The sequence below is a fragment of the Paracoccus sp. Ld10 genome (genome assembly GCF_045064235.1).
Classification (GTDB): domain Bacteria; phylum Pseudomonadota; class Alphaproteobacteria; order Rhodobacterales; family Rhodobacteraceae; genus Paracoccus.
On record NZ_JBISHD010000023.1, the window covers coordinates 114,672 to 126,949 of the forward strand.

Here is a 12,278-nt window from a genome sequence, read left to right on the forward strand (position 1 = left end):
CCCCGGCATCGCGCCGGGGCCTTTTTCATGTCCGGCCCACTTAATCCGCGGCCAGAAACCCACCGGACTGGCGGTGCCACAGGCGCGCATAAAGACCGTCGCGCGCCAACAGCTCGGCATGGCTGCCCTGTTCGACGATGCGCCCTTGGTCCATGACCACCAGCCTGTCCATCGCCGCGATGGTCGACAGGCGATGCGCGATGGCGATGACTGTCTTGCCCTGCATCAGCGCCTCCAGCCGGGACTGGATCGCGGCCTCGACCTCGCTGTCCAGCGCGCTGGTGGCCTCGTCCAGAATCAGGATCGGCGCGTTCTTCAGCGCGACCCGCGCAATGGCGATGCGCTGACGCTGGCCGCCCGACAGCTTGACCCCGCGTTCGCCCACATGCGCGTCCAGGCCCCGGCGGCCCTGAATGTCCGACAGTAACGGCACGAACCCGTCCGCCTCGGCCATGCGCAACGCATGGTCTATCTGATCCGCGGTGGCGTTAGGACGGCCATAGGCGATGTTGTCGCGCACGGACCGGTGCAGCAGAGAGCTGTCCTGCGTCACGACCCCAATGGCCGCGCGCAGGCTGTCCTGGGTCACCTGGGCAATGTCCTGGCCGTCGATGGTGATGCGCCCCGCGTCGATGTCATGAAACCGCAGCAGCAGATTGATCAGCGTCGATTTGCCGGCACCCGACCGTCCCACCAGCCCGACCCGTTCGCCGGGCCGCAGGTGCAGCGTCAGGTCGTCCAGCACCGCCATCGGCTGTGCCCCCGCCGTGCCGCCATAGCGGAACGTGACATTGTCGAACCGCAACGCCGCAGGACCGGGCAGCAGCGCCTGCGCGTCCGGGGCGTCGCGCACCTCTCGCGGCAGGGAAAGGCTGGTGATGCCATCGCGCACGGTGCCGATGTTTTCGAACAGGGCGGCGAATTCCCACATGATCCAATGCGACATGTTGTTCAGCCGCAGGGCCAGCGGCACCGCGATGGCCACCGCGCCGACCGCGATCTGGCCTTGGGTCCACAGCCACAGGCCCAGCCCGGCCACGGACGCGACCAGCCAGACATTCAGCAGGTTCAGCACCATATCCTGCAGGCTGGACAGGCGCATCTGCGCATGGACGGTGCCCAGAAAGCGGTCCATGCCCTGATGCATCCACGCCTCTTCGCGGTCGGAATGAGAGAACAGCTTGACCGTCGCGATGTTGGTATAGCTGTCGACGATGCGCCCGGTCATCGCGCTGCGCGCATCGGCCTGTTCCTGCGCGACCCGGCCAAGGCGCGGCACGACATACCACAGCAGCAAACCGTAAGCCGTGGCCCAGACCAGAAACGGCATCGCCAGCCGCCAATCCTGGCTGGCCGCCAGGACCATCGCGCCCAGGAAATAGATCAGCACATAGCTGCCTACATCCATGATCTTCATGGACACCTCGCGGACGGCCAGGGCGGTCTGCATCAGCCGCTGCGCGATGCGGCCCGCGAATTCGTCCTGAAAATAGCCGACCGACTGGCGCAGCAGCCAGCGATGCGCCTGCCAGCGGATGCGTTGCGGAAAATTGCCCATCAGCGACTGATGCAGCACCAGCGACGTCACCACGTTCAGCGCCGGCATCACCACCAGCAGCACCAGCGCCATAAGCGCGATGCTGCCGCGGTGCCGGTCCCAGAACAGCTCTCGCGGGGTATCGGCCAGCTGGTCGATCAGCTGGCCCAGCCAGCCGAACAGCGCGACCTCGATCAGCGCGATCAGGCCGGAGCCCACGGCCAGCAGGATCAGCCAAGGCAGCGTGCCCCGGCTGTAATGCAGCACGAACCGCCACAGGCCCGACGGGGGCATGGTGGGGGTCTGGTCGGGATAGGGGTCGATGCGTCGTTCGAACCAGGCGAACATGGGATGTCTTCCACTGACGGAACGGGCCGAAGTGCTGACCCGGACCGCCGACAAAGTCAAGCGTACGGGCGCGATCTTTGTCCGGCCGATGGAACGCGCGGGGCCGAGGATCGTTGGGCATGCAGCACCATCAGAAAGGCCATAACATGACCATGAATTCCCTCAAGGACCTGTATCTGGACCAACTGCAGGACCTGTATTCCGCCTGCAAGCAATCCATGCCCGTCGTGACCGAGATGGGTCGCGTCGCCAAATCGCGCGAACTGGCCGAGGCGCTGATCGCCGGCAACGAAGGCATCGCCCGCGGCATGGACCATCTGGCAACCCTGTGCAGCCAGCATGGCATCGACCCCACCGGAGAGCATTGCAAAGGCATGGAAGGTCTGGTGACCGAGGCACGCAAGCACGCGTTGCAGGCCGATTTCGGCGATGACGACGTGCGCGACGCGGCGATCATCACCCAATACCAGCGGCTGACCCATTACGCGATCGCCGGTTACGGCTGTGTGCGCACATTCGCCAACCGACTGGATCTGGATGGCGATGGCAGCGTGCTGCAGGAGTGTCTGGACAGCACCCGCGACGGCGACCTGCACATGACCCGCATCGCCGAAGGCGAAGTGAACCAGAAAGCCGTCAACGGCTGAACCGCACGACCGCCCGGGGCACCTCCCCGGGCGGTCGTATTTTCAGATCGTACCCGCGGCCATTTCGCTGGCGATATGATCCGCCTGACGGATCGCCAATGCGACGATGGTCAAGGTCGGGTTTTCGGTCGCCCCCGATGTGAACTGGCTGCCATCGGACACGAACAGGTTCGCCACGTCGTGGGTTTGCCCCCATTTGTTCACCACACCATCCTCTGGGCGTTCCGACATGCGGTTCGTGCCCAGATTATGCGTTGATGGATAGGGCGGCGTCGGCAAGGTCCGCGTGGCGCCCATGGCCCGGTACATCGCCTGACCCTGTTCATAGGCATGGTTGCGCATCGCCACATCGTTCGGATGGTCGCTGAAATTCACGTTGGCGACCTTCAGCCCGAACTGATCGACCGTGTCCGACAGTGTCACGCGGTTCGTCTCTTGCGGCATGTCCTCTCCGACGATCCACATGCCGGCCATGTATTCGTACTGGTCCAACGCCGTGGTGAACTCGCGCCCCCACCGGCCAGGGTCCATGAACGCCGCCATGAACGGCAGGCCCAGGGCCAGGGTCTCCAACTCGTATCCGCCGACAAACCCGCGCGACGGATCATGGTGGGCCTCATCCTGCATGATGCCGGCCATGGTCGTGCCGCGCCACATCCGCACCGGCTTTTCAAAGATGCCATAGATCGACCCGGTCGTGTGCCGCATATAGTTGCGCCCCACCTGTCCACTGCTGTTGGCCAGGCCATCCGGGAACATCTCACTGGCGGAATTCAGCAACAGACGCGGGCTTTCAAAACTGTTGCCCGCCACGGCCACGATGCGCGCGGCCTGAACCTGCAGGGCGCCGTCCTTGTCGAAATACTCAACACCGGTGACACGCCCTTGGTCATTGTGCAGGATGCGGGCCGCGTGGGCGTGATCGCGCACCTCAAGGTTGCCGGTCGCCTCGCCTTTAGGAATGTCGGTATAGGCCGACGACCATTTCGCCCCCCACTTGCACCCCTGAAAACAGAACCCCGTCTGCTGACAGGCCGGGCGATCGTCGTAATCGCCGCTGTTGATCGCCATGCGACCCGTGTTGACCTTGGTATAGCCAATCGCCTTTGCGCCCGCTTCGAACACCTTATAGTTGTTGCTGCCGGGCAGCCCCTCGCGCCCGCCCGTCCGCGTGACGCCCAACTTGGTTTCGGCCAGATCGTACCAGGGGGCCATCTCGGCCCCGTCGATGGGCCAGTCCAGCAGGTTCGCCCCCTCGACCTCGCCATAGGTGGACAACGCTTTCCACTCATGGTCCTGGAACCGCAGGGATGCGCCGGCCCAATGGGTCGTGGTGCCGCCAACCGCCTTGACGATCCACGCAGGCAGGCCGCTGAAATCCTTGGCCACACGCCAATCGCCACTTGTCGTGCGTGGGTCGGTCCACGCCAGCTGGCCGAAACTGTCCCATTCGTCATTGATGTAATCCTCGGGCAGATAGCGCCCGCCAGCCTCCAAGGCGACGACCTTGACGCCCTTCTGCGCCAGTTCGTTGGCCAGGACACCACCGCCCGCGCCCGTGCCGATAATGACGACCACGCTGTCGTCGGTCAGTTCGAATTTTGCTGCCGTTGCCATGATCCGCCTCCTTACAACCAGTCGATGTCGTCAAAACCGCGATAGAGATAGCCGCCTTGCGAAAAGCTCTCTCCCTCATAGCCAAAGATCGGCCAGACCTCTTTTTGGTTGTAGAGACCCGTCACCAGCCCGCCGCGGACGGTCTGAAAGAACGCGCTGTCCTCGATACCGCGCAGGATCGCGACGCGGTCCTGTTCCCAGCCGATGGACACATAATCATCATGGCCTGCCATCTGCGCGGCGGCATCCAGCGCGGCGATCCCCTCGGCGACCATGGTCTGGTTCTCTGCGGTGTCGTATCCCTTGACGGCGACCGCATAGAACCGATCGCCGACGCGGTCGTGCGGATAGATATCGCGCGCCATCTGCAGCAGCGTCGCCATCTGGTGTTCGCTGATCGCGGTCACCTCGACAGCCCAGGCCGCATCGGGTGCCGCGATAAAGCCGACGCCGGTGACGGTCAGCGCGCCGACTGCAACGGCCCGCGACAGCAATGCCCGGCGGGTCAGCTCCTTGGTCATTGGTTCAGACATGGGTTCCTCCTCCCTTGATGTTAGTCCGCGCCCCCTCCCAAGGGCGCGGCAGTCCGGTCAGCGATAGCGGCCGCCGCGCTGCAGGACCTCGATCTCGTATCCGTCGGGGTCCTTGATGAAAAAGAACCGGGCGATCAGCGCACCACCCGGGGCAAAATCGACCAGCTTGCGTGGTGAAAACCCCTCCGCCTCCAGCCGGGCGTGGGTTGCGTCGACATCATCGACGGAAAACGCCACGTGCCCATAGCCGTCGCCCATGTCATAGGGTTCGGTGCGACCTTTGTTGACGGTCAGTTCCAGCTCGGTTTCGCTCTCGCTGTTGGACAGATAGATCAGAGTGAATTTCTCGAAATCCAGCCGCTCTGCCACCTTCAATCCAAAGCAGCGGTCATAGAAATCGACCGATGCGTCCCCGTCCAGAACGCGGATCATCGAGTGGATGTACTTGGCCATCAGGCCCTCCCTGCACGTGTCTTGTCGGACCAAGGCTAGGGGTCTGGCTAGCGACCGGGTAGTATCGGAATACTACAGCGCAAATATCGGGTTCATTCGGCGGCGATGGCCGGGGTCACATCATCTTCGCCCAGATGAATGGTGCAGGCGCATCGCAACAGCGACGTGAAATTTCGCGCCTCTCCGTGCAGCTCAAGAACCTCTGCATGCAGTTTTGAGATGAATGCGGGCGTCGTGATACCCTCACGCGCGGCGATACCGTCCAAGATGCGCCAGAACGCGCGCTCGAGCCGGATCGAGGTCGATTGACCGTTCAGACGCAAGCGGCGGGTCACGGTTTCATAGCGGTCCGGGTGCTGCCCGGCAAAGATCTGGCACATCAGCGTGATCTTGTCCTGTTCCTGTCCGTCAATGTGGCGTGCATCGCCCGAGGGGTCAACGCGACTTTTGGTCGTATCCGGTCAGGAACGAAAAGGGCCACCCCGAAGGGTGGCCCTGTCTGCCGTGATATCCCCGAAAGGATCATCCGACAGCATCAGCAGTCCTTTGCCCGCTTGGGCGTCGGATCACTTGATGATCTTGGCGACGACGCCTGCGCCGACGGTGCGGCCGCCTTCGCGGATGGCGAAGCGCAGCTTTTCTTCCATGGCGATCGGCGCGATCAGTTCGACTTCGAACTTCAGGTTGTCGCCGGGCATCACCATCTCGGTGCCCTCGGGCAGCTTGACGGTGCCGGTGACGTCCGTGGTCCGGAAGTAGAACTGCGGGCGATAGTTCGCAAAGAACGGCGTGTGGCGGCCGCCCTCTTCCTTGGTCAGGATATAGGCCTCGGCCTCGAACTGGGTGTGCGGGTTCACCGATTTCGGCTTGCACAGCACCTGGCCACGCTCGACGCCGTCACGGTCGATGCCGCGCAGCAGCACGCCCACGTTGTCGCCGGCCTCACCGCGGTCCAGCAGCTTGCGGAACATCTCGACGCCCGTGCAGGCGGTCGAGATCGTGATCCCGCGGGCCTTCTCTTCGGGCGCGCCGTCGATCTGGTCATAGGCGCGGAATTCGCCGAAGTACTTGGTGATAGCTGCCGTCAGCGTCGTCTTGCCGTGGTCAACGTGGCCGATCGTGCCGATGTTGACGTGCGGTTTGTTCCGTTCAAACTTTGCCTTGCCCATGGAATGGCTCCTTGTTCTTCAATGCTTGTAAAGTGGCGGGGCATGGCGCCCCGCCGCAAGATCAGGCGTATTTCTTCTGGATCTCGTCCGACAGGTTCTGCGGAACGGCCTCGTAGTGGTCGAACTGCATCGAGAACACCGCACGACCCGACGACATCGAGCGCAGGTTGTTGATGTAACCGAACATGTTGGCCAGCGGCACAAAGCAGTCGATGACATTGGCGTTTCCGCGGCTGTCCTGCCCCCGGACCATGCCACGACGGCTGGTCAGGTCACCGATGATCGAACCGGTATACTCTTCCGGCGTGACGACCTCGACCTTCATGATCGGCTCCAGCAGCTTGGCGCCGGCCTTGCGCAGACCTTCGCGCATCGCAGCGCGCGCCGCGATCTCGAATGCCAGGACCGAGGAGTCGACGTCGTGGAACGCACCGTCCGTCAGCGCGACCTTGAAGTCGATGACCGGGAAACCTGCCAGCGGACCGGAGTCCATGACCGACTTGATGCCCTTTTCGACGCCGGGGATGTATTCCTTCGGCACCGCACCGCCCACGATCTTGGATTCGAACGAATAACCTTCGCCCGGCTCCGTCGGAGTGATGGTCAGTTTGATACGCGCGAACTGGCCCGTACCGCCGGTCTGCTTCTTGTGGGTATAGTCGATATCGGCCTGTTGGCTGATCGTCTCACGATAGGCAACCTGGGGCGCACCGATGTTCGCCTCGACCTTGAACTCGCGCTTCATACGGTCGACCAGGATGTCGAGGTGAAGTTCGCCCATGCCCTTCATGATCGTCTGGCCCGACTCGAGATCGGTCTCCACACGGAAGGACGGGTCTTCGGCCGACAGGCGCTGAAGGGCAAGGCCCATCTTTTCCTGGTCTGCCTTGGACTTGGGCTCGACGGCGATCTCGATCACCGGCTCGGGGAAGGTCATGGTTTCCAGCACGACCGGCTTGGCCGGATCGCACAGGGTATCCCCCGTGGTGGTGTCCTTCAGACCTGCCAGCGCAATGATGTCGCCCGCAAATGCCTCTTCGATCTCCTCGCGGTTGATCGAGTGCATCATCATCATGCGGCCGACGCGCTCGCGCTTGCCTTTGGTGGCGTTCAGCAGCTGATCGCCCTTCTTCATCGTGCCCGAATAAATGCGCGTGAAGGTCAGCGAACCGACGAACGGGTCGTTCATGATCTTGAACGCCAGACCCGAGAAGGGCATCGCATCGTCCGCACGGCGTTCGATGTTGCGCGTCTCGCTGTCATCGCCAGGGGTGAAGCCCATGTAAGCCGGCACGTCCAGCGGGTTCGGCAGGAAGTCGATGACCGCGTTCAGCAGGGGCTGCACGCCCTTGTTCTTGAACGCCGACCCGGCGGTGACCGGGAAGAACGACAGCGACAGCGTGCCTTTGCGGATCAGTGCGCGCAGGGTCGCCTCGTCGGGCTCATTGCCCTCCAGATAGGCTTCCATCGCGGCATCGTCCATGTCGACGGCCAGCTCTATCATGTTCGAACGCCATTCGTCGGCCATGGCCTTCAGGTCGTCACGGATCGGACGGCGGAACCAGGACGCGCCCAGATCTTCGCCTTCCCAAACCCATTCTTCCATCTTGATCAGGTCGATGATGCCTTCCAGCTTGTCCTCGGCGCCGATCGGCAGGGCGATCGGGCACGGAATGCCGCCGGTGCGTTCCTTGATCATCTTCACGCAGTTGAAGAAGTCGGCACCAATCTTGTCCATCTTGTTGACGAACACGATCCGCGGAACCTTGTAGCGGTCGGCCTGACGCCAGACGGTCTCGGTCTGGGGCTCGACGCCGGCGTTGGCATCCAGCAGACAGATCGCACCATCCAGAACCGCCAGCGAACGCTCGACTTCGATGGTGAAGTCCACGTGGCCGGGGGTGTCGATGATGTTGAAGCGGTATTTAGTGTCCGAAGTCCCCTCGGTGGTGGGGTCTTCCTGACGCTGCCAGAACGTGGTGGTCGCGGCAGACGTGATCGTGATGCCGCGCTCCTGCTCTTGCTCCATCCAGTCCATGGTCGCGGCGCCGTCATGCACTTCGCCGATCTTGTGCGACTTGCCGGTGTAGTAAAGGATACGCTCGGTCGTCGTCGTCTTGCCGGCATCGATGTGGGCCATGATGCCGAAGTTGCGATAACGCGGAAGCTGATATTCGCGTGCCATGAAGTGGATCCTTTCGCCTTACCAGCGGTAGTGGCTGAACGCCTTGTTGGCGTCGGCCATCTTGTGCGTGTCTTCGCGCTTCTTGACGGCGGTTCCGCGGCCGTTGACGGCATCGGACAGCTCGCCTGCAAGGCGCTCTTCCATCGTGTTCTCGTTGCGCTTGGCCGCGGCCGTGATCAGCCAGCGGATGGCCAGCGCCTCGCGGCGGATCGGACGAACTTCGACCGGAACCTGATACGTGGCACCACCGACGCGGCGCGAACGCACTTCGACGGACGGCTTCACGTTTTCCAGCGCCTCGTGGAAAACCTCGATGGGCTCGCGCTTGAGGCGGGTCTCGACGCGCTCCAGCGCGTTATAGACGATCCGCTCGGCAATCGACTTCTTGCCGTCAACCATCAGGTTGTTCATGAATTTGGTCAGTACGCGATCGCCATACTTGGCGTCGGGCAGGACATCGCGCTTTTCAGCGGCGTGACGACGTGACATGGATGCCTCTCCTTACTTCGGACGCTTCGCGCCGTATTTCGAACGACGCTGACGACGGTCCTTGACGCCCTGGGTATCCAGCACACCGCGCAGGATGTGGTAACGGACACCCGGAAGGTCTTTGACGCGGCCGCCGCGGATCAGCACAACGCTGTGTTCCTGCAGGTTGTGCTTTTCGCCCGGAATGTAGGAGATGACCTCAAAGCCATTCGTCAGGCGGACCTTGGCCACCTTACGCATAGCGGAGTTCGGCTTCTTCGGCGTCGTGGTGTAGACGCGCGTGCAGACACCGCGTTTCTGCGGGCAGCCCTGAAGGTGCATGGATTTAGACCGCTGCACTCTCGGCTGCCGCGGCTTGCGGATCAGCTGTTGGATCGTCGGCATTCGGTTCCCCGTCTTGCTCTGTCAATACTCGCAACCGATCGGTTGCGCCGCTTCTCGACGGCACCTTGCGCGAATCGCAAAATGCCAAGCCCGTCCCGCCCATAAAGGGCTGACGGGCATAATTCCAGAGGATCGAGGCTGTTCTGCCCGGACCCTGACCTCACAGGTTCTGGCACCCGATGCGGTTTCCCGCCGGGTCGCGTGGTCATAGGGGGAATCCCCGTCCCTGTCAACAAGCCCACCTTGGCCGCGCGGCCTATCCCAGCTCGCGCGCAAGGGCGGCCAGATCGGCCCGACGCAACCCGAACCGTGTCCGCAACAGCTTGTTCATCGTGCCGTCTTCGGGTTGCCAGGGCAGGCCCGGACCCATGTCGCCGGAATCGCTGTCCGCGTGGATCGACCGGATGAACATCAGCGGCCGCGTCACCTGTACCCCCGGCATCCACTGCGCCAGTTTGGTATGGTTGAAATGCAGGGCCGTCCGCGGCACGTCGGGCGGCAGGAAAATGGTCAGCGCCACGCCCATGTTGTGACAGATCCGCGGCGTGATCTTCAACTGGCCCTCGCGTGCTGCGATCATCAGGCCGCGCCCGTAATCCAGTGACAGCTTGCCCTCGGCCTGCCACAGCGGGCCGACACGGGCGAAATCCGCGCGCGTCCGGGCAATGTAATCGACCGCCACGGCATCGTCGTCGTCATGGCGAAAATGGCCGATCACCTGCGCTGTGCCGTCAATATGATGCGCCACCGCCGCCTGGCAGGCCTCCAGATGATAATCCATCGGCGGCACCAGCGACAGACGCAGCTGTGGCACCCGGTCGCACAGGTCGCGCAACTGGCCCAGCCACGGCTCTGGCAGGTCCGGCCCGGTCATGATCACCAGCGTGAAGTCGGGATCGGTCTGCGCGAGCCATCCCGGCAGCGCGACTGTCTGGAACCACAACCAGCGGCGTGCCAGGCGATCGGGATCGTACAGATAGGCACGCCGCGCCGCGATGCTGTCATGTTCGACCTGATAGCCGCGCAATCCCAGGTAGGAAAAGCGGCACAGTCCCAGCATCTGCACCCGCATCAGCGCCGCCGTCCCAGTTGAGCCTCGCGCCAGATCGTATAGATGCCTGCCCCCACCACAAGGGCCGATCCGACCCAGGTCCATTTGTCCGGCCAGTCGCCAAAGATCACCAGCCCCAGCAGGATCGCCATCAGCAGCGAAGTATAGCGAAACGGCGACACGGCCGCGATCTCTCCGACGCGCATGGCGGCAACAGCGCACAGATAGCCGACCGTCAGGAATGCGCTGCCCAGAGCCAGCAGGGCCAGCTGCCATATCTGAGGCATCACCCACCCCTGCCCCAGGCTGAGGACGAACCCGGTCAGGGTGACCAGCACCGCGCCATAGAACGCGATGGTGTTCGAACTGACATCCCGCCCGAACCGTCGCGTCGACAGATCGCGCAGCGCAACCATCAGCATCGCCCCAAGCGCCACCAGCGACCAGATGCCGAACGTCCCGCTGCCCGGGCGCAGGATGATCAGCACACCCAGCATGCCCACCGCCACGGCCATGATGCGCCGCCAGCCCAACGTCTCGTTGAAGAACACCGCCGCCCCCAGCATGACCACCAGCGGCAGCGACTGCATCACCGCCGTCAGATCGCCGATCGCCATGCGCTGCAGCGCGTTCAGGAACAGCAGGGTCGACCCGATCTCTCCGACCAGACGCAGCGCCATGGGTGCGCGGGCGGCGGCCGGAATGCGCAGGCGCAGCCCGCCGGCGCGCTGTGCCAGGATCATCAGCGCCAGCATGACGAACGCGCCCCGCAGCGTGATCGCCTGATACAGCGGAATGTCCTGGACCACGAACTTGATGATCGCATCGTTGCAGGTGAACCCCATCATCGACAGCGTCATCAGCCCCGCCCCGCGCAGGTTGTCGCCCGGCTGCACAGGCTCTGGCCTGATCGAGGCGGGCCGCGTGCGGCGCAGTGGGGACATCAGCGGCGTGGACATGGCGGCCTTTCGGTATGCGATGACAGAGGGCGGAGGACGTTCAGCCGATGACGGGGTCGCCGCGTTCGGCATCCTGTCCCGGATGACGCAGTGGCCGGGTCAACGCAAGGCGCAGCTGTGCCATGTCCAGGCCGAACCTGCGGCCCAGCATCTCTGCCAGTTCGGCATCATCGGTGGCGACGCGGTTGCGGCCGATCAGGTGGCCTCTGCTGTCATTGACGTCATGATGGCCCCTGATCCACATCGCACGGCCCGGAATGGCAATGGTCGGCGCCTTGGTCCAGACCTTGTCGTGGCGATAGTTCATCAGGGACCGGACCTCGCCGCCCGGGAAATAGAAGCTCTGTGCCAGACCCCAGTTCTGCGCCATCTCTGCGTGCAGATTGAACCGACCGTCCTTCAGTTCGGCCACCATACCGCTGGTATAGTTGATGATGACCGGGTGATGCTTGCCCACCAGCCGTGCGGCCAGCCGATAGTCGGCGCGGATCCGGGAAACGTAATCGCGCGCCACCGCATCGTCGTCATCCATCCTGAACTGCGCCATCACGTCGGCGTCGGGATCGATGTGCCGGGCCAGTGCCTCGCGGCACAGCGGGCCGTGGCGCGCGGGGGCAAATCGTTCGATCCGCATCTGGGGCATGGTCCGGGCCAGCGCCTCCAGGCGGTCCGACCACGGCTGCGGCAGATCCTCTCCGGTGGCAACGATCAGCGTGAAATCCGGGTCGGTCTGCGCCATCAGCGGGGGAATGCACAGCGCCTCGAACCAGCGCATGCGGCGCTCCATGCGCGCAGGGTCGTACAGGATGGCACGGTTGCGGTCCAGATCGTCGCCGGTGCTCTGGAAGTCACCCTGCGCCAGCAGAGAAAATCGACAAAGACCAAGAACTTGAATGCGCATGACGG

The 12,278-nt window shown here is 63.5% G+C and carries 13 protein-coding genes; 1 reads left to right on the forward strand and 12 read right to left on the reverse strand.

The window, feature by feature from the left end:
* Positions 1-40: 40 nt before the first annotated feature.
* Positions 41-1,885: an ABC transporter ATP-binding protein gene (locus ACJJVR_RS05850; protein WP_405402960.1), complete on the reverse strand. Its 1,845-nt coding sequence runs from the start codon at positions 1,883-1,885 to the stop codon at positions 41-43.
* A gap of 146 nt (positions 1,886-2,031) precedes the next feature.
* Between ACJJVR_RS05850 and ACJJVR_RS05855 the strand changes: the two genes are divergently transcribed.
* Positions 2,032-2,532: a DUF892 family protein gene (locus ACJJVR_RS05855; protein ID WP_405402961.1), complete on the forward strand. Its 501-nt coding sequence runs from the start codon at positions 2,032-2,034 to the stop codon at positions 2,530-2,532.
* Between the two features lie 42 nt (positions 2,533-2,574).
* Here the strand turns inward: ACJJVR_RS05855 and ACJJVR_RS05860 are convergent, their stop codons facing one another.
* From ACJJVR_RS05860 to ACJJVR_RS05910, 11 genes are all read right to left on the reverse strand, one after another.
* Positions 2,575-4,149 carry a GMC family oxidoreductase gene (locus ACJJVR_RS05860; protein WP_405402962.1) on the reverse strand — a complete coding sequence of 525 codons (1,575 nt, stop codon included), beginning with the start codon at positions 4,147-4,149 and terminating at the stop codon, positions 2,575-2,577.
* An 11-nt stretch (positions 4,150-4,160) separates the two neighbouring features.
* A complete protein-coding gene (locus ACJJVR_RS05865) occupies positions 4,161-4,682 on the reverse strand; it encodes a Twin-arginine translocation pathway signal (protein ID WP_405402963.1) in 522 nt (173 codons plus the stop codon).
* A 57-nt stretch (positions 4,683-4,739) separates the two neighbouring features.
* On the reverse strand, positions 4,740-5,135 hold the full coding sequence (locus ACJJVR_RS05870; RefSeq protein WP_405402965.1) for a VOC family protein: 396 nt from the start codon (positions 5,133-5,135) through the stop codon (positions 4,740-4,742).
* Positions 5,136-5,227: 92 nt separating this feature from the next.
* Positions 5,228-5,515 (reverse strand): ribbon-helix-helix domain-containing protein, encoded by a 288-nt coding sequence (locus ACJJVR_RS05875; protein ID WP_405402967.1) that lies wholly within the window; start codon positions 5,513-5,515, stop codon positions 5,228-5,230.
* Positions 5,516-5,701: 186 nt separating this feature from the next.
* Positions 5,702-6,304 carry a GTP-binding protein gene (locus ACJJVR_RS05880; RefSeq protein WP_405402969.1) on the reverse strand — a complete coding sequence of 201 codons (603 nt, stop codon included), beginning with the start codon at positions 6,302-6,304 and terminating at the stop codon, positions 5,702-5,704.
* 61 nt (positions 6,305-6,365) lie between these two features.
* Positions 6,366-8,489, reverse strand: a complete 2,124-nt coding sequence (gene fusA / locus ACJJVR_RS05885; RefSeq protein WP_405402970.1) for an elongation factor G — start codon at positions 8,487-8,489, stop codon at positions 6,366-6,368.
* 18 nt (positions 8,490-8,507) lie between these two features.
* Positions 8,508-8,978, reverse strand: a complete 471-nt coding sequence (rpsG, locus tag ACJJVR_RS05890) for a 30S ribosomal protein S7 (protein WP_042252807.1) — start codon at positions 8,976-8,978, stop codon at positions 8,508-8,510.
* 12 nt (positions 8,979-8,990) lie between these two features.
* Complete coding sequence (gene rpsL, locus ACJJVR_RS05895; RefSeq protein ID WP_042252808.1) at positions 8,991-9,362, reverse strand: 30S ribosomal protein S12; 372 nt, start codon at positions 9,360-9,362, stop codon at positions 8,991-8,993.
* Between the two features lie 256 nt (positions 9,363-9,618).
* On the reverse strand, positions 9,619-10,434 hold the full coding sequence (locus tag ACJJVR_RS05900; protein ID WP_405402972.1) for a glycosyltransferase: 816 nt from the start codon (positions 10,432-10,434) through the stop codon (positions 9,619-9,621).
* Positions 10,434-11,372 carry a DMT family transporter gene (locus tag ACJJVR_RS05905; RefSeq protein WP_405402973.1) on the reverse strand — a complete coding sequence of 313 codons (939 nt, stop codon included), beginning with the start codon at positions 11,370-11,372 and terminating at the stop codon, positions 10,434-10,436. Before ACJJVR_RS05905 ends, ACJJVR_RS05900 begins: the two co-directional genes overlap by 1 nt.
* Positions 11,373-11,412: 40 nt before the next feature.
* Positions 11,413-12,273: a glycosyltransferase gene (locus tag ACJJVR_RS05910; RefSeq protein ID WP_405402975.1), complete on the reverse strand. Its 861-nt coding sequence runs from the start codon at positions 12,271-12,273 to the stop codon at positions 11,413-11,415.
* Positions 12,274-12,278: the final 5 nt, after the last annotated feature.

What these genes read in the sequence shown, in the direction of transcription:
- ACJJVR_RS05905 (WP_405402973.1), bottom strand. Translation starts at nt 11,372, where the DNA reads ATGTCCACGCCGCTGATGTCCCCACTGCGCCGCACGCGGCCCGCCTCG.
- rpsL (WP_042252808.1), bottom strand. Translation starts at nt 9,362, where the DNA reads ATGCCGACGATCCAACAGCTGATCCGCAAGCCGCGGCAGCCGAGAGTG.
- ACJJVR_RS05880 (WP_405402969.1), bottom strand. Translation starts at nt 6,304, where the DNA reads ATGGGCAAGGCAAAGTTTGAACGGAACAAACCGCACGTCAACATCGGC.
- rpsG (WP_042252807.1), bottom strand. Translation starts at nt 8,978, where the DNA reads ATGTCACGTCGTCACGCCGCTGAAAAGCGCGATGTCCTGCCCGACGCC.
- ACJJVR_RS05900 (WP_405402972.1), bottom strand. Translation starts at nt 10,434, where the DNA reads ATGCGGGTGCAGATGCTGGGACTGTGCCGCTTTTCCTACCTGGGATTG.
- ACJJVR_RS05875 (WP_405402967.1), bottom strand. Translation starts at nt 5,515, where the DNA reads ATGTGCCAGATCTTTGCCGGGCAGCACCCGGACCGCTATGAAACCGTG.
- fusA (WP_405402970.1), bottom strand. Translation starts at nt 8,489, where the DNA reads ATGGCACGCGAATATCAGCTTCCGCGTTATCGCAACTTCGGCATCATG.
- ACJJVR_RS05850 (WP_405402960.1), bottom strand. Translation starts at nt 1,885, where the DNA reads ATGTTCGCCTGGTTCGAACGACGCATCGACCCCTATCCCGACCAGACC.
- ACJJVR_RS05865 (WP_405402963.1), bottom strand. Translation starts at nt 4,682, where the DNA reads ATGTCTGAACCAATGACCAAGGAGCTGACCCGCCGGGCATTGCTGTCG.
- ACJJVR_RS05870 (WP_405402965.1), bottom strand. Translation starts at nt 5,135, where the DNA reads ATGGCCAAGTACATCCACTCGATGATCCGCGTTCTGGACGGGGACGCA.
- ACJJVR_RS05855 (WP_405402961.1), top strand. Translation starts at nt 2,032, where the DNA reads ATGACCATGAATTCCCTCAAGGACCTGTATCTGGACCAACTGCAGGAC.
- ACJJVR_RS05860 (WP_405402962.1), bottom strand. Translation starts at nt 4,149, where the DNA reads ATGGCAACGGCAGCAAAATTCGAACTGACCGACGACAGCGTGGTCGTC.
- ACJJVR_RS05910 (WP_405402975.1), bottom strand. Translation starts at nt 12,273, where the DNA reads ATGCGCATTCAAGTTCTTGGTCTTTGTCGATTTTCTCTGCTGGCGCAG.